General features: G+C 35.0%; 20 protein-coding genes. 13 read left to right on the forward strand and 7 right to left on the reverse strand.

Features of this window, described 5'->3' with window-relative positions:
* The first annotated feature begins 161 nt into the window (after positions 1-161).
* The 6 genes from ACFSTA_RS17075 (at position 162) to ACFSTA_RS17100 (ending at position 4,629) form a co-directional block, all read left to right on the forward strand.
* On the forward strand, positions 162-320 hold the full coding sequence (locus ACFSTA_RS17075; RefSeq protein ID WP_377558040.1) for a hypothetical protein: 159 nt from the start codon (positions 162-164) through the stop codon (positions 318-320).
* A gap of 90 nt (positions 321-410) precedes the next feature.
* Positions 411-1,337 (forward strand): immunoglobulin-like domain-containing protein, encoded by a 927-nt coding sequence (locus ACFSTA_RS17080; protein ID WP_377558041.1) that lies wholly within the window; start codon positions 411-413, stop codon positions 1,335-1,337.
* A 95-nt stretch (positions 1,338-1,432) separates the two neighbouring features.
* Positions 1,433-2,176: a YkgJ family cysteine cluster protein gene (locus ACFSTA_RS17085; protein ID WP_377558042.1), complete on the forward strand. Its 744-nt coding sequence runs from the start codon at positions 1,433-1,435 to the stop codon at positions 2,174-2,176.
* Between the two features lie 139 nt (positions 2,177-2,315).
* Complete coding sequence (locus ACFSTA_RS17090; RefSeq protein ID WP_377558043.1) at positions 2,316-3,152, forward strand: DUF6612 family protein; 837 nt, start codon at positions 2,316-2,318, stop codon at positions 3,150-3,152.
* Positions 3,153-3,284: 132 nt separating this feature from the next.
* Positions 3,285-3,944, forward strand: coding sequence for a ribonuclease H family protein (locus ACFSTA_RS17095; protein WP_377558044.1), 660 nt, complete (start codon positions 3,285-3,287; stop codon positions 3,942-3,944).
* Between the two features lie 139 nt (positions 3,945-4,083).
* Positions 4,084-4,629: a hypothetical protein gene (locus tag ACFSTA_RS17100; protein WP_377558045.1), complete on the forward strand. Its 546-nt coding sequence runs from the start codon at positions 4,084-4,086 to the stop codon at positions 4,627-4,629.
* 42 nt (positions 4,630-4,671) lie between these two features.
* Here the strand turns inward: ACFSTA_RS17100 and ACFSTA_RS17105 are convergent, their stop codons facing one another.
* The 3 genes from ACFSTA_RS17105 to ACFSTA_RS17115 form a co-directional block, all read right to left on the reverse strand.
* Positions 4,672-5,040 carry an SLAP domain-containing protein gene (locus ACFSTA_RS17105; RefSeq protein ID WP_377558046.1) on the reverse strand — a complete coding sequence of 123 codons (369 nt, stop codon included), beginning with the start codon at positions 5,038-5,040 and terminating at the stop codon, positions 4,672-4,674.
* A gap of 130 nt (positions 5,041-5,170) precedes the next feature.
* On the reverse strand, positions 5,171-6,184 hold the full coding sequence (locus ACFSTA_RS17110; protein WP_377558047.1) for a DUF3231 family protein: 1,014 nt from the start codon (positions 6,182-6,184) through the stop codon (positions 5,171-5,173).
* Between the two features lie 145 nt (positions 6,185-6,329).
* Positions 6,330-7,130 carry a nucleotidyltransferase domain-containing protein gene (locus ACFSTA_RS17115; RefSeq protein WP_377558048.1) on the reverse strand — a complete coding sequence of 267 codons (801 nt, stop codon included), beginning with the start codon at positions 7,128-7,130 and terminating at the stop codon, positions 6,330-6,332.
* Between the two features lie 226 nt (positions 7,131-7,356).
* On the opposite strand from ACFSTA_RS17115, the gene ACFSTA_RS17120 reads away from it, so the two are divergent.
* From ACFSTA_RS17120 to ACFSTA_RS17130, 3 genes are all read left to right on the forward strand, one after another.
* On the forward strand, positions 7,357-8,217 hold the full coding sequence (locus ACFSTA_RS17120; RefSeq protein ID WP_377558049.1) for a DUF421 domain-containing protein: 861 nt from the start codon (positions 7,357-7,359) through the stop codon (positions 8,215-8,217).
* Positions 8,218-8,315: 98 nt separating this feature from the next.
* On the forward strand, positions 8,316-8,741 hold the full coding sequence (locus ACFSTA_RS17125; protein WP_377558050.1) for an OsmC family protein: 426 nt from the start codon (positions 8,316-8,318) through the stop codon (positions 8,739-8,741).
* A gap of 151 nt (positions 8,742-8,892) precedes the next feature.
* Positions 8,893-9,216 (forward strand): DUF4870 domain-containing protein, encoded by a 324-nt coding sequence (locus ACFSTA_RS17130; protein WP_377558051.1) that lies wholly within the window; start codon positions 8,893-8,895, stop codon positions 9,214-9,216.
* Positions 9,217-9,300: 84 nt separating this feature from the next.
* Here ACFSTA_RS17130 and ACFSTA_RS17135 read toward each other — a convergent pair whose 3' ends face one another.
* Together ACFSTA_RS17135 and ACFSTA_RS17140 are read right to left on the reverse strand one after the other, a co-directional pair.
* Positions 9,301-9,891 (reverse strand): cell wall hydrolase, encoded by a 591-nt coding sequence (locus ACFSTA_RS17135; protein ID WP_377558052.1) that lies wholly within the window; start codon positions 9,889-9,891, stop codon positions 9,301-9,303.
* Between the two features lie 429 nt (positions 9,892-10,320).
* Positions 10,321-11,706: a class II fumarate hydratase gene (locus tag ACFSTA_RS17140; protein ID WP_377558053.1), complete on the reverse strand. Its 1,386-nt coding sequence runs from the start codon at positions 11,704-11,706 to the stop codon at positions 10,321-10,323.
* Positions 11,707-11,809: 103 nt separating this feature from the next.
* Between ACFSTA_RS17140 and ACFSTA_RS17145 the strand changes: the two genes are divergently transcribed.
* Complete coding sequence (locus ACFSTA_RS17145; RefSeq protein ID WP_377558054.1) at positions 11,810-12,532, forward strand: hypothetical protein; 723 nt, start codon at positions 11,810-11,812, stop codon at positions 12,530-12,532.
* 8 nt (positions 12,533-12,540) lie between these two features.
* On the opposite strand, the gene ACFSTA_RS17150 is transcribed toward ACFSTA_RS17145, so the two are convergent.
* Both ACFSTA_RS17150 and ACFSTA_RS17155 read right to left on the reverse strand, forming a co-directional pair.
* Complete coding sequence (locus ACFSTA_RS17150; RefSeq protein WP_377558055.1) at positions 12,541-12,756, reverse strand: hypothetical protein; 216 nt, start codon at positions 12,754-12,756, stop codon at positions 12,541-12,543.
* Between the two features lie 75 nt (positions 12,757-12,831).
* Positions 12,832-13,098: an atypical membrane-integrating protein (Mistic protein) gene (locus tag ACFSTA_RS17155; protein WP_377558056.1), complete on the reverse strand. Its 267-nt coding sequence runs from the start codon at positions 13,096-13,098 to the stop codon at positions 12,832-12,834.
* An 83-nt stretch (positions 13,099-13,181) separates the two neighbouring features.
* Between ACFSTA_RS17155 and ACFSTA_RS17160 the strand changes: the two genes are divergently transcribed.
* The 3 genes from ACFSTA_RS17160 to ACFSTA_RS17170 all read left to right on the forward strand — a co-directional run bounded on the left by ACFSTA_RS17160 (position 13,182) and on the right by ACFSTA_RS17170 (position 14,801).
* Positions 13,182-13,913 (forward strand): YqjF family protein, encoded by a 732-nt coding sequence (locus ACFSTA_RS17160; RefSeq protein WP_377558057.1) that lies wholly within the window; start codon positions 13,182-13,184, stop codon positions 13,911-13,913.
* Between the two features lie 97 nt (positions 13,914-14,010).
* A complete protein-coding gene (locus ACFSTA_RS17165) occupies positions 14,011-14,355 on the forward strand; it encodes a MerR family transcriptional regulator (protein ID WP_377558058.1) in 345 nt (114 codons plus the stop codon).
* Entirely contained in the window at positions 14,352-14,801 is a 450-nt protein-coding gene (locus tag ACFSTA_RS17170) for an SRPBCC family protein (protein ID WP_377558059.1), read from the forward strand. Before ACFSTA_RS17165 ends, ACFSTA_RS17170 begins: the two co-directional genes overlap by 4 nt.
* Positions 14,802-14,813: the final 12 nt, after the last annotated feature.

Consider the following 14,813-nt stretch of genomic DNA (forward strand, 5'->3'; position numbering starts at 1 on the left):
TTTTTTTCTTTTTGCCTTTGCTCATGTTATCCTCCTCCTTAGGAGTTAGTTTGACTGAATCATGAGAAATAATGTATTCGACTTAATCAATGTCAAATAAGAATAATTCAGATGGACATAATAGAACGGAATTAAATTTTCTATTTTAGGAGGATGGTTTCATGTCTGAGGAAAACAAAAACAAGAATAAAGACAAAGGTAATCAGAGAAACGTGATTAAATATAATACGGAACCTGAACACGGAAAAGAAGATGTTGAATTCGCTAGAGAAAGTGAATATTTAAATTTAGATGGTAAGAAAAATAAAAGAATGCGTTAGAAAAATGCCTGTACTCCAAAGGGAGGCAGGCATTTTTTTGCAACATAATACTTTTCCAAACCGTCCTATTGATGATCGGGGTGAATGCTAATGAAGTTAAAATGGATGAACATGTTATTTTCAGGAAAACTTTACTTGATTGGGATAGGAAGTATCATTTTCTGTATGTTAGCTGGATGTAGTCAAATTGCAGAGGATGAAACTGATTGGCCGATTGGGCAAGGGGAACTGCAAAATCACGTTGGTGAGGAGTTAAACAAAACGAATAATATTTCCAAGTCCATATTCTTTAATGATACGGAATTATGGAAACGAACAGACTATGATGAACCGACGGGGAATTGGTTTTTTCATGAAGGGGAAGGGCATTTGGGCTATGGTTTAACGTCAGGATCCCAAAAACCTGGGGAAGATTTTATCGTGAAACTAATTGGTCATGAAGAAGAAGGCTTGTATATGGATCGAGACATTCGGGTTCAATTGACATTACTAGATGAGCAAGGGGAGGAGAAAGAACGAATAATTGATGAGACGATTCATGTGGATACTGTTTTAGATGAGGAGTTGGTTTATGAGAGTAACCTTCCCGATATCGAAAATGTTTCCTACTACCTAAGCTCTGAAATTCTTAATAAACATGGATTGGTTGAGGACACAAGGGTTTCATTTATCTATGTGCCTGCTGAGGAAATGAATGTTGTTCTTCAAACAGACAAACAAAACTATAATAAGACGAAATCGACGGCGAAACTAATCGTGAAAAATTATGGACCGACCATTCTTTCCCTAGATAAATATTATACTATAGAAAAAAAGGTTAATGGAACGTGGCGAATTGTCCCACTTACACTAGCTTTTGAAGATATTGCGCTTTATTTAGATATAGAAAAAGAATACGAACAATCATTTGAAATAAGTGAACTAACTGAAGGAGACTATCGGATTATAAAAGAAGTTCGTACTGATGGTCACGATGTCATGGCAGTATTAGCTGCAGAGTTCTCCATAATTGATTAATTAACCTCTAGAATGGATTTCTCTTCCTATTTACATTTTTCGATAAATAGTTAACAATAGATACAGCTATAAGCAAGATAGGGGAGTAGAAAGCCTTGGTAAATTATCTTACTTTTGAGGAGATACAAGAAAAGTGTGAAAAACTACAGGATGTTTATGAGATAGATGAGGAGAAATTTTATCACATTGTAGAAAAGTGGGCAAACGAAAAAACAACAATTGAACAAAAATTAGTCGCTAGCTTTTCGGAGTTGCTTCAGCAAGTAAGTGATGAGATTACTAGTATGGAAGAGTCCGTTGATATGCAGGCAACCTGTAGAATGGGCTGTGCATTTTGTTGTTACTTCCCTATTATTATTAATGAGATGGAAGCGAAATTAATGCAAAAATCTATAGCTAATTTTCCTGCTGAAAGAAAACGTAAAATACAACAGCATTTATCCAGATATTACGAAAAATATGGAGAAAAACTGGATCAAATCACCGCTATTAATTTTGAAGAAGATGAAAACTTTAAATATAAATATCGTAAGAGTCTCGTGCCATGCCCTCTGTTAAACACAGATACAAATAAATGTATGGCCTACGAAATTCGACCAATACCTTGCAGAACATATATGAATTACACCGATCCCAAAGTGTGTGAACAAGATGTAATGCCAAAAGAAACAATTAGTTTTGAATTTCTATATGGGGAATACATGGGTGCGTTAAATGAATTCCTGCAATTTCTAGTTGAAGAGGGTGATACAGGGTTTATCGAGTATCCAAATGATGTGTATGCCCATAATTATTTGGCAATTTGGTTGAAGGAGAGCTTTCATGAAGGAGTGAACTGACAATTTTAGTTCACTTTCTTGGATGATGGCTGCGGTAATGGGAGCTTTTGCATGGAAAAGTTAATTCACAAAACGATGAAACTTTATATAGAATACATACGTAAATAAATAATATATCAATCAATGGGGATGTGTTTTTATGAAGAAGTGGATGATAACTATTATGATGGTAATGCTTGCAACAGGTCTTGTTGCGTGCGGTGGTGAAGGGGCACAAGAGGTTTATAAGAATGCCATGGAATCAGCTGATAAAATGGAGAGTGCAGAATTTGTGATAACAATGAATCAAGAAATGGTTTTACCGGATAACACGGAAATGGTAATGGAAAGTGAAATGAATGGTTCCATGACTGTCGATCCAGTTGCAATGTATCAGAAAGGTAATGTTTCCGTGACGATGCAAGGTGACAGTATGGATAATATGTTTCCAATGGATATGGATACGGAAATCTACTTAGTCGATAATGAAATGTATGTATATGAATCGATGATGGGACAATGGGTGAAAATGGATACGTCGATGGTTCCTAGTGAACTAATGGATTCGGCAACTAGCCAGCAGCTTGATGTAAGTGCACAGTTTGAAATGTTAGAGCAATATGTGGATGACCTAGATTTTGAGGAAACGGATAGTGAATATATTTATAAACTTTCAGCAGATAGTGAAGGTTTTAAAGAATTTACAGAAGAAATGATTCATGAATATATGCCGGAAGAACTTACAGCTCAACTAGATGGTACAATTAGTGAAGTATTAGAGAACATGGAGATAGACTATTTGAATGTGGAAATGGTTCTTGATAAGAAGACTTATGATTTAAGACACTACAATATGGATATGTCTATGAAGATGAATGTTGAAGGAGAAGAAATTAGTATTGTGCAACAAATTGATACAGATTATAAAAATATCAATTCAACTTCACCAATCACAGTACCTCAAGAGGTAATGGACGCTGCAGTAGATGGAATGTAGTCATAATTTGATGAAGAACTCGTGTCATTCTATTTGATACGGGTTTTCTTTTTTTGTTTAATGAGATAAAACTTGGTGAAAATGAAATAGTACAGATGTAAAAATTCACACGATGAAGGATGAGCATTACCCATGAATATAAGGATTGAATTGACCTATCGAACCCCGAAAGGAACGGAAGCTAGTTTTACATCAGATGAAATGAGGGCAAGTAAGGCACTATTAATTGCTCAAGACTTAGAAAAGTCAGGGCGTTTAAAGAAAATATCCTTTACTGATCATCTTGAAAATATCTGGTCACTAAAGGAGTTAAAGAAGCATTTGGAGGAAATTCAAACAGAACCACATGATGTGAAAATTTATTTCGATGGTGGTTTTGATTTGAAAACTAAACGGTCTGGATTGGGCTGCGCTATTTATTATGAACAAAATGGAAAATCGTTACGTTTACGAAAAAATGCTTTAGTTGAAGAACTTGATACGAATAATGAGGCAGAATATGCTGCATTTTATTTTGGTTTACAAGAGATAGAATTATTAGGTGTACATCATTTGCCAGTTACATTTATCGGTGATTCACAGGTAGTAATCAATCAATTAAATGGTGAATGGCCAGCATATGAAGAACAGTTATCCAATTGGGCGGATCGAATCGAAGCTAAGCTAGAGGAACTGGGAATTCAACCTGAATATGAGCTTATTTCACGAAAGAAAAATCGTGAAGCAGATCATTTAGCTTCTCAGGCAATGAATGAAATTGAAATATCAAGTGTAATTGAACTGGATGAATGAAAGCGAAGTCCCATTGTAGTATTGTAACAATGGGACTTCATTATTTATCGTTGTTATTAGTCGGATTTTGAAAAATATGAAACTTTCCCTACTTATTATTCGTAGAATTAAAAAAGATGATTCCAAAGGGGGAGGATTTATGTATCAATCCTATACAGTTCGACATATTTTTATGGCTATTTCAATTAGCATCTTGTTTATTGGACCGATATTACTACTGCTGATCCCTTCATTTGTTGCCAATAGTGTTCATAACACTACTGGTAGTTGGTTAGTAATTGTACCTGGGGTTAGTTACCTTATCTACGGAATAGGTCTCGTATTGTTATTTCTAGCAGCATTATTTCCGTTTCTACTAAACATAAGTAAATCCTCAATTTTGATAAGTATTGTTTGTGTCATATTAAGTGGAGTAACTTTTACCCTGGCAGCAAAACCTTTTACGTCTTTAGCAACAGATTCGATTTCTTTTCAGACCCATATTCACACGGAGAAGCATACGTATGGTTGGGATGAAATTGAAAGTACTGTTTATAATCAAATTCCTATTGAAGAAGGATATTCAGATTATGTATTTTATTTTAGTGATGGAAATCAAATAAAAATAACTGAAAATGGCCTTATCCTACCACTTAAAAACCAAATTTATAAGAGATTAGAAATGGAAGGAATAAAAGTAGAATAAGCCACCAACGAATTTCGACATAATTCGGGAGGTGACAGGCACTCATTTTCGTTCTATTTCTCCGCCTAATAGTTCTTCGTTTTCTTTGTAGCTTCCTTTTGGGAATATGAATGTCCAGGGCATGCTTGTTTTAGATTTAATTGTTGGGATTGAAAAAGTATGTTCTGCTATTAGTTTATGATCTACGACATAGGAAAAATGCTGTTGTACAGGGGCTATCTCTGTATTCTTGGTATTGTGAACAATTACACTGACTAATAAATCTCCTCTATGATTAATTGCTTGACGTAATGATGTAAAAAGAACCTGGTCTAATGGTAACTTCGTATTTTCAAATACATGCTGAATCCATTTACGGTCTCCATCAGAAATCGTTCGATCCCATGCATCCTCGAATAGTAGCTTTTGCACGTAAAATCCTCCTCATTGCGAAATACTTCCATATTCAATTATATTCCTTGTTCTACTTTAATGAAAACAAAAACAAAATCAAGGAAATGAGAAAAATAGCATTGAATTAAACATGCATTTGTTCAAACCATTAATTTTTCTTATGCTTGATTAACGATCCACGATCAGAGGCATGAGGTGGGCGTTCTATCCATCCATTGTCAATCATGATATTCATTCCGTCTTCAGCAAATAACCCAACTTCTGCCGTGAGTCTTGCATAATTTGTTGTTAAATCTTTCCGTTGACTTGTTCCGATAGAAAATCCATAATTCCCTATTCCGTTTGCACTTAGAATGCTAATTTGAAACATCATTAGCTTATCTGAAAATGGTGACTCTGTTAATTCGGTTACTTCATGATCCCACGTCATTGGAACAGGGAGGTCGTATTGTCGTAAGTAATTAGCAAAAACATCTGTATGTTTCTTTGCAATTTCTTTTCCTCGTTGCATGTATGCACGCACTTCTTTTGATTTTGCAACTTGTGCAAAACCTAATGAGATTGCTTCACCTATCTTGTTTGTCTGCACATTGGCATATAGATTCATTATCTCATGACCCGTAAGTGGGCGTTGCTCCCCAAACCACCCTGCTAGAAAGCTTTGACTTTTCACAAAATCGATGTCTTTAGGGTATGGGATATATGGGGGACGAATCTCAATTCCTTTCGATAAAAGTAGGGATGTTGCTTCATTATATAATTCCGTTGTAGATACAAGCGAGCTAGAAAAAAACTCTCTAATGTCCTTTCGAACCATGTTTGGAAGTATTGCGCCATAAGTAGATAATCCCCCTTTGGTCATGTGTTTTATATAATTTAAGAAAAATGAATCTTGAAACAACCGAGGGGCATTCGGATTAACATCTTCTTTATTAAAACCTTTAGGAATTGGTATTCCTTCATTATAGAATATCTTTTCAATGATTTTAATATGACTATGAGATAATCTATCTGCCTTTTCTAGGATTGGTTTTATTTCCTTATCATTTACTTTTTCAATAAAATGAGTAAACATACAAATTGACATCGAGTCGAGCAAATATGTTGACCATAATGTTGCCAGTTCTGCAGAAGTTAGAGGGATATTGTGCTCAGTTTCCATTTAAAAAAACTCCTTATTATATATTTCATGAATAGAATGTCCAATTTTTAGAAGGATATTCTAACATAAAACCTTACTTGTAACTATATAGAGATGAGGAATAAGAGTCTTAAAACTTGTTTAAATTAGATGAGGTTGATTATTTTCATTCAAAATCATACAATTCCCATACTTCTTTTAAAGTCATTCGAAAGAGTTTATTTAATTCCTCCGTAGGATCTGTTATTTTTGGAGGAATTATTTTCTCGGAAGTAAAGGTTTTATCGATTTCCTTTTGTATAAATAATTGGATAGCCGCTGCCTCGACATGTTCAGCATATTCTTTTCCTGCAGATTTTTCATCTATCATCTTCATGATACTATCTTTTAGTTCCCCTTCAGGAAGTAAACATTTTACAAGAAAATACAAGTCGACTGGAGGAAAGGTTTGATAGACAGAAATCCACCGTGTAGCAAGAATCGGTCGAATGACATTAATATAATTTTTAACATGAACATGGTGCCCCGCTCTGATTTTTTTGAAATTTGCTTTTGCCATATTCATGTAGTGCAGTATACATGTTTTCGGAACAAAGACAGAAGCGTGCATCTTCCGCATTTTATCGATAGTTGAAAAGCTTTGATAGTAGATGATGGATGAATGTAGCCATTCGAGTAATGAGGGATTGGAATTTCGATACAATCGTAGTGTTTTCGATAGCTCCCAGCCTGTAATGTCCAGTTTCTCATCTATTTTTTTCTCAATTACATCATGCTTTCTCCCTATGCCAACTGGATCTATGCTTAGATAATGTTCAGCTGGATGGATGTAAATAAAGCGAATATCATAGTCACTCTCTTCAGAAGCTATTCCCCAAGCACGACTGCCAGCCTCACATACATACAAAATTTTTATTTCATGCAAAAATTCGATTTGTTTTATTGAATTAATAATGGTTTCCTTCATGTTGAACCCTCTTGTATACAGTTTAGATGTAGGCGCAAAAAAATATCTTCTAAATAATTTGATTTTCCATATAAGGACCTGTATGTACAGCCTGATATTATGAAAAGACATATAAGCAACAGAATTTCCCGTACCACATTAAGGCATCCAATTAGCTGAATGGTTCTTGTTATGTTGTCCAATAATAAAAGAAGCTATCATATGTTGATGTTTAGAGGTGAAAGTTGTGCCGGAATTTGTATTAATATTTATCCGATCGATAGGGGCATTTGTTTTGTTATTAGTAATGGCGCGTATTATGGGCAAGAAGCAAATTTCACAGCTTACTTTTTTCGATTACTGTGTTGGAATAACAATTGGTTCCATTGCCGCAACAATGTCAGTCGATCAGAATATAAAAATAATAAATGGTTTAGCGGCTCTATTCATTTGGGGGATATTTCCTGTAGTTGTAGCTTATTTTGGGTTGAAGTCAAGAGTTTTTTCAAAAATTACAGATGGTAAAGCAACAATATTAATCAAAAATGGGGAAGTCTTAGAAAAAGCGATGAAAAAAAGCCAAATGTCGATCAATGAGCTTATGTTGCTGTTACGGGAGAAAGATATTTTTAAAGTTTCCGAAGTAGAAATGGCGGTTTTAGAAACCAATGGAAAATTAAGTGTAATGAAAAAATCAAATGTACAACCAGTGACACCGAAAACCTTAGGTATTACGGTTGAAAAAGAGGACGGGCCAACTATATTGATTATGGATGGTCAGCCTTTAAAAGAAAGTTTATCGAAGTTGGGGTATTCGAATGATTGGTTGTTAAGGGAAATACAAAAACAAGGTGCAGCTGATATAAAAGATGTATTTTTAGCTCAAATAGATTCAAATGGAGAAATTTATGTTGATTTTTATAATGAAATGAAGAAACAATATGTTACAGAGCAAAAGCCGATGGTGGCTAGTGCACTAAAAAAAGCGCAGGCAGATTTAGAAAGCTTTTCTCTGCAAACCGATAATCCAGTAGCGAAGCAAATGTATACGCAACATGCATCTAAACTTCAGGAAACACTTGATACAATCTTACCTTACTTAAAATAGGCCGAGAATATAGGGAAGTTGTTTTTCTTGTCATAATGGAGAGATAACGAGAAAATATATAGTAAGATGGAAAAATTCTTATAGGAGATGGTTACATTATGGACTTTACTGTAAAATGGAACGATAAAATGGCATTTTCAAGTACCACACCTTCCGGACATGAAATAAAGATGGATGCATCTGAACAGGTAGGTGGAGAGAATACAGGAGCAAGACCAACGGAATTATTAATGAGTGCAGTAGCTGGTTGTACAGGTATAGATATTATTTCGATATTGAACAAAATGCGATTAGAGCCTACTGCTTTTCAAATGGATGTACATGGAGATCGTGCGGATGATCATCCGAAAAAATTCACGACAATTAACATTCATTATGCACTGGACGGAGAATTACCGGAAGACAAAGTCGTACGTGCTATTCAGTTATCTAAAGATAAATACTGTTCGGTATCACATTCTTTAAGTGCAGATATTAAGGTTAGCTACTCAATAAACGGAGTAGAAGGTAAAGAGACAATCTAATAGCCAAAATAAAGAGAATCCGTTCTATTGCATATTGGATTCTCTTTTTGGTTACTGGAAACTCGTATTTTCCTATGATTTTTTCATTCTATTCGTTGAAATTCATGTATAATATGTAATAGTATCTACATAGGAGAAAGAGGTGAATTATATGACGACGAATGATGAACGCTTATTTGCGATGCTTATTTACCTAGTTAGTATATTCTTTCCTGTTTTAGGGCCATTAATAATATGGTTGTTAAAACGAGATGAATCTGAATTTGTTGATTATCATGGTAAAGAATACTTCAACTTTCTTATTTCTTTTACTATATATACGTTCGTAAGTGGTATATTGGTACTTGTATTAATTGGCTTTGTATTACTTATTGTTCTTGCGATTCTGGCATTTATCCTAACAATCATTGCACTTATCAAAGCTTATCAAGGAGAAAGATATCGAATTCCTCTAGCTATCAAATTCATTAAATGATACTTGCTTGGTGCCTGGCACCTGGAAAAAAATTGAAGGTGCCTGTCACTTGTCGAAATTTGACAGTGACAGGCACCTCGTTTTTTATTTTGCGAATACGTGATTTCCGATTGTGATTGTTTCGTCTCTTGTTGTGATCCAATTGCTTTGTGCCGTATTTGGATTGTAGAAGTAGATAGATCCTTTTCCTTGTCCACGGAATGCAATAGCTTCGTTTACTGCTTTCATGTCTTCATCCGTATAACCGCCGTTGATTGCTCCATCTTGAACAGGTGAAAATGCATAATGTCCTCCAGAACGTTCGTAGATAACATTATTAATTGAGTTCGGAAAATCTTCATGATCTACACGATTAAGAATGACAGTTCCAACTGCTACTTTACCTGCATAAGGTTCACCTTTTGCTTCCGCATGAATTAATTTTGCCATAAGTTCTTTTTCTGCCTGAGTTATAGAAACATTTGGAATGTTAATAGTTTCACCAGCAAATAATAGACTACTTGAACGATTATTTGCACTTTGTAGATTTAATACAGAAACACCTGATTTATTGGCGATTGACCAGAAAGAATCACCTTTTTGTACGTTATATGAAGCTGCATCAGCACCTGTAGGAAGTGCCAGTACGCTTAAAGATAAAGTTGAAATTAATAAGAGTTTTTTTAGTTTATTCAATGTCATAACCTCCTAGTTATTTATTGCTCAACTAAGAGATTACTAGATGTAATATAGTTTTTCAGTACCCAAATATTTCCTTCCTAACTATGAATCTATGAACCCTAGATATATCAAAGCTCAATTTCAATGGTGGTAAAATAATCCATTAATTAAAATTTACCATCATTTGGTTTTGAAGGAAGCTAGAGGATGTTGTTTAACATATATTTCGACCATATTACATGGAAGGGTGCCTGTCACCTGTCGAAATTTGTCGGTGCCAGGCACTAAAGTATGTACGAAATACTATTAATCGGTGAAGTAATAATCTTTCTTGGTTTTGGGTTATTCATTTTGCATAGAAGAAATAATATGGTCTTAAAAGATGAGATCCCATCTAAATTTTAGATGGGATCTCAGTCTGTCGGAACGATGCTAGGCACTCTGTTAGATCAATCCTTTTGGTTCCATTGCTTTTTCGATTTCTGGTGTGAGTAAGTTTTTTTGTTTTAGGACTTCTTTGATGGTTATGTCTTTATCGTCTGCTTCCTTGCCAATTTGGGATGCGCGATCATATCCCATGATTGGGCTGAGGGCAGTAACAAGGGCGAGGCTGGATTCCATCCTCTGCTTACATATTTTTTCGTTTCCTTGAATTCCGATGATACATTTTGTTGTGAGTGTGGAAACAGCATTATACATGATATCGATGGATTCAATTAAGGTATAAGCAATCATTGGCATCATGACATTGATTTCTAACTGACTTGCTGTTCCAGCAGTTGATACAGCAGCTTCAAACCCGATCACCTGGCAGCAAACCATATGAGTCATTTCTAATATGGCTGGATTAACCTTACCAGGCATGATTGTTGAACCAGGCTGAACGGATGGCAATGTGATTTCTGCTAACCCAGTGCGAGGCCCTGATGCGAGTAGGCGCAGATCACTTGTAATTTTGATAAGGTGGACTGATAACTCCTTTAATGTCGTCATTACTCGTATTGGTGCACCAGTATTTTGCATGAACTCAAAGATGTTATTTGGTTGTCGAAAAGGTAGACTTGTTTGGTTACAAACTTCTGTAATTACTTTTAATGGGTAATCAGGATGTGTATTAGCTTTTGTTCCGATGGCAGTTCCGCCTAAACCAATTTCGTATAATTTATCCGAAGAGTGTTCCAATTGTTGGATAAGTGATTGAATTGTTTCAGCATAACCAGCAAATTCTTGTCCTAGCCGCATCGGTACCGCATCATGCAAATGGGTGCGACCAGCTTTTACAATGGGCATGAATTCCGTCGCTTTCTTATCAAGTTCTTTGTATAAGATTCGTAATGCGGGTAAGAGTTTATGTACGAGATTTTCCATTGCTGCAATTTGCATGGATGCATGGAACGTGTCGTTTGTAGATTGATTCATGTTTACGTGATCATTGGGATGGATTCTTCCGAGATCTAAACTAGGATCTAATAATTCGGTAGCTCGGTTGGCAACCACTTCATTCGTGTTCATGTTTTGGGAAGTACCTGCACCTGCTTGATATATATCTACGACAAATTGATCATCCCATTTTCCATTGATCACTTCCTTAGAAGCTTGTATAATAGCATCCCCAATCGAATGTGGTAATAATTCTAAATCCATATTTGTTGTGGCAGCTGCAGCTTTTACAATTCCTTGTGCCCGAATAATAGAGCGAGGCATTCTCTTCCCACTAATTTGAAAATTTTCTATCGCACGTTGCGTTTGAGCTCCGTAATAAGCATTTTTAGGAACTTTAATAGTTCCTAGTGTGTCTTTTTCGATACGAAAGTTATCGGAAAGTGTCATTTTCTCTCTCCTTCTATATAATGATTATGTGGTTATTGTTACCAAAGGTGATGGGAATAAACAAAAAACGGGTATTCGAGTTTTTTGGCAAAGGCGGGTATATATGAAGTTCTTTAATATAATTAAAGGTAAAAAGGAATATTGGCTTGTTGACCAGATAGAAAGAGATGATATCCCTGGCAAACAATATCAAGAACAATTGAAGCGCGTGATAGATGAATGGAGTAAGGAAGAAATACAATTTATATCTGTGTTAATGGATGAACGATATGAAAATTGGTTGATAGATAATGGATTTCGTAAAATTTCTAGTATTGTAGAGTATACGAGAACACTGGAAGATTTACGGGAAGTAGCTGTCGAAAAATACGATTGTTATTCGTTAGATGAAGGTTTTATGACGGATAAGGAGTTTGGAGAATTATATGAGTATTGTAGAAGTGGATCAGCGAACAAAAATGAAAAGCAATCAGCCGACCAGATCATGTATTCTTTGGAAAACGAACTAGGTAAAGAATGGAGAAAGAACTGTTATTATTTTTTGATGAACAAGGAAGTAATCGGGATAAGTATTCCTCATATTGAAATAGGAACGCTTGATGAAGGGAGATTGTTTTATTTTGGTGTTATCCCTGAAATGAGAGGTTATGGCATGGGGACTAAAATTCATGAAATATCGTTATCCATATTAAAAAGAATTCTGGAAGCAACTTATTATGTTGGTAGTACGGATATACATAATGAACATATGATTCGCATATTTGAAAACAACGGTAGTGTATGCAGAAGTAGAAAAGGAATTTTTAATAAAAGGAGAGATGATTAGTGATAGAGTTATGCACCTGCCCTCCTCCTTATTGCTCCAACAGATAGGATATTACTTAGTTTAAAGGTTCGAACTTTTTTTCGGAAGAAGCAAAAAGCAACAATGGAATCTTCTTTAATCTCCACTACACGTATAATTCTCTGTGTCACGCGATTATTTCGATCCATATAAAAGATCATGATTTTCATTTTTTGGTCTTTAGAACGTAGAAACCATGAATTCATTTCTCTCACCACCAGGAACAAATGTTCTAGAATATATGTTCTTATTTTATCATAAACAGTAAATAATCGGCAATATTATTTTTCATCATCTTCATTTTTTTCTTCGGGTTCATCAGAATCAGCATCTTCGAGATCTAGCCAAGAAAGCATTTCACGTACAAGTGCATTTATCTTTTCATCGACAGTATCATCTCCATATTTTTTCTTAGCAAGTTCTATATTCTCAATAACATCCTCACCAAATTTAATGATTGGAACATCATCTTCTAAGTTGTTAAATAGATCGAGTATGTCATCCAATGCTTTATCAAATTTTTTTCTTTCCAATTCATTCGATTTCATCATTAATCACCTAATAATAGAATGTCCAAAAAGGGAATAAAATAATGCTAGAAGATGAAAATTTGGTAAAAAGGAGGAAGAAGATGTTTGAGGAAATTTTACACTGTACAACCCATAGAGAGTATCCAGTTCCTAGTGGTCCATGGTTAATGATGCAGAAATGGGAGCATCTACTTTTTATCCACTGGCCAATTAAGCCCGATGTTATTCAATCACTCCTTCCTCCAGGACTTGAAGTGGATACATTTGAAAGGCAGGCATGGGTTTCCTTTGTTGCATTTCGAGTCGGTGAAATACGTATACGTAAAATCAGATTACCTTTCTATCTTAATCATTGCTTACAATTAAATGTTCGTACGTATGTAAAAAGAAAAGGAGTTCGTGGCGTATATTTTTTAAGTATCGATGTGGATAAGTTGTTTGCTGTTATTGGTGCAAGAATGCTAGGGCTCCCATATTATTTCGCAAGTATGTTTTTGGAGAAGCAGAATAGACATGTAAGTTTTCAGAGTGTAAGAAGGGAATCTTCTCTGCTTAAATTAAGCTATCACGTTGGAAATGACAAATTGTCACAGGTGGAAAAGGGAAGTCTTTCATACTGGTTATTAGAGCGGTATTTTTTGTGGACGTTTAAAAAGGGAACTTTATATCGAGGAGGAATCCATCATATACCTTGGAAGGTACAGGATGCTTATCTAGATACTTTGGATGTGACAAACTTTTATTCGAAATATATGACGTATGATAAACCATATGTTCAGTATGCAAATGCGAAGCTAGCTCTAATATATGGGATAAGAAAAGATGAGATATAGAATAAACTGATTAATTACGATAAGATATAAAAAGATGAAAAGGCGTGTTGACTCTGTAGTGCACCCCACAGTTTATTATATAAATAGGAGGTGAAGGATGTACAAAATTAGTGAATTTGCTGAAATGACTGGTTTAAGTAAAGAAACCCTACGTTATTATGCAGAAGTGAAATTATTAGAGCCTGCTTTTATTGATCCAACGAATATGTATCGATATTACGATGATGGAAGCTATTTTTTAGCTCTTTTACTTGCGAAGTTAAGGCGGTTTGGTTTTACGATTCAGGAAATGATTTCTGTAATGTCGGACGAGTCATTTGCAAATTTAGAATTATTGTTGATCAAGAAGAAGGAGAACATACAAATACAAATAGAGGAACTTCATTTACAAATGGAAGAGATAGATAATTTTCTAGCATCTGGGAGGGAGGAAGAAGAATGATTCAGTGGAGAGAAGAAATAACAATCGATGAAAATATTGAGAAAATATGGGATTTGTTTCGGGATATAAATATTAAAAGAATTATGCCTAAGGTGGAGGACCATAAGTTAATTGAAAAGGAAGAACATGAAATTGGAGCAAAGCATAGGCAAACATATCGCGAGGGGAAACGACTGGAGACTTATATTGTTGAAACATTAGCCTATGAGGATGAAGTAGAAAGAAAAAAGAAGCAAATTCGTTTTGTGATTGGAAAGGCATTTGAAGTAAATCTTACGTTTACATTGCTGAAAATGGGTGAAACACAAACAAAATTCATTTATAAGGGACATAACAAAGGTGTTAATTTTGTTGGAAGAGCAATGCTCAAACTTGCAAGTAGCAAAAGTAATAATGCAGTCGTACAAGAATTTATGGAACGCGTTACAGAAGAAGCTTTAAAATAGGTGCCTGTCACC

The organism is Ornithinibacillus salinisoli (assembly GCF_042684965.1).
GTDB lineage: Bacteria > Bacillota > Bacilli > Bacillales > Amphibacillaceae > Ornithinibacillus > Ornithinibacillus salinisoli.

Coding starts and splice junctions, on each gene's coding strand:
- ACFSTA_RS17075 (WP_377558040.1), top strand. CDS start 162: ATGTCTGAGGAAAACAAAAACAAGAATAAAGACAAAGGTAATCAGAGA.
- ACFSTA_RS17080 (WP_377558041.1), top strand. CDS start 411: ATGAAGTTAAAATGGATGAACATGTTATTTTCAGGAAAACTTTACTTG.
- ACFSTA_RS17090 (WP_377558043.1), top strand. CDS start 2,316: ATGAAGAAGTGGATGATAACTATTATGATGGTAATGCTTGCAACAGGT.
- ACFSTA_RS17095 (WP_377558044.1), top strand. CDS start 3,285: ATGAATATAAGGATTGAATTGACCTATCGAACCCCGAAAGGAACGGAA.
- ACFSTA_RS17100 (WP_377558045.1), top strand. CDS start 4,084: ATGTATCAATCCTATACAGTTCGACATATTTTTATGGCTATTTCAATT.
- ACFSTA_RS17110 (WP_377558047.1), bottom strand. CDS start 6,184: ATGGAAACTGAGCACAATATCCCTCTAACTTCTGCAGAACTGGCAACA.
- ACFSTA_RS17115 (WP_377558048.1), bottom strand. CDS start 7,130: ATGAAGGAAACCATTATTAATTCAATAAAACAAATCGAATTTTTGCAT.
- ACFSTA_RS17125 (WP_377558050.1), top strand. CDS start 8,316: ATGGACTTTACTGTAAAATGGAACGATAAAATGGCATTTTCAAGTACC.
- ACFSTA_RS17130 (WP_377558051.1), top strand. CDS start 8,893: ATGACGACGAATGATGAACGCTTATTTGCGATGCTTATTTACCTAGTT.
- ACFSTA_RS17140 (WP_377558053.1), bottom strand. CDS start 11,706: ATGACACTTTCCGATAACTTTCGTATCGAAAAAGACACACTAGGAACT.
- ACFSTA_RS17145 (WP_377558054.1), top strand. CDS start 11,810: ATGAAGTTCTTTAATATAATTAAAGGTAAAAAGGAATATTGGCTTGTT.
- ACFSTA_RS17150 (WP_377558055.1), bottom strand. CDS start 12,756: ATGAATTCATGGTTTCTACGTTCTAAAGACCAAAAAATGAAAATCATG.
- ACFSTA_RS17155 (WP_377558056.1), bottom strand. CDS start 13,098: ATGAAATCGAATGAATTGGAAAGAAAAAAATTTGATAAAGCATTGGAT.
- ACFSTA_RS17160 (WP_377558057.1), top strand. CDS start 13,182: ATGTTTGAGGAAATTTTACACTGTACAACCCATAGAGAGTATCCAGTT.
- ACFSTA_RS17165 (WP_377558058.1), top strand. CDS start 14,011: ATGTACAAAATTAGTGAATTTGCTGAAATGACTGGTTTAAGTAAAGAA.
- ACFSTA_RS17170 (WP_377558059.1), top strand. CDS start 14,352: ATGATTCAGTGGAGAGAAGAAATAACAATCGATGAAAATATTGAGAAA.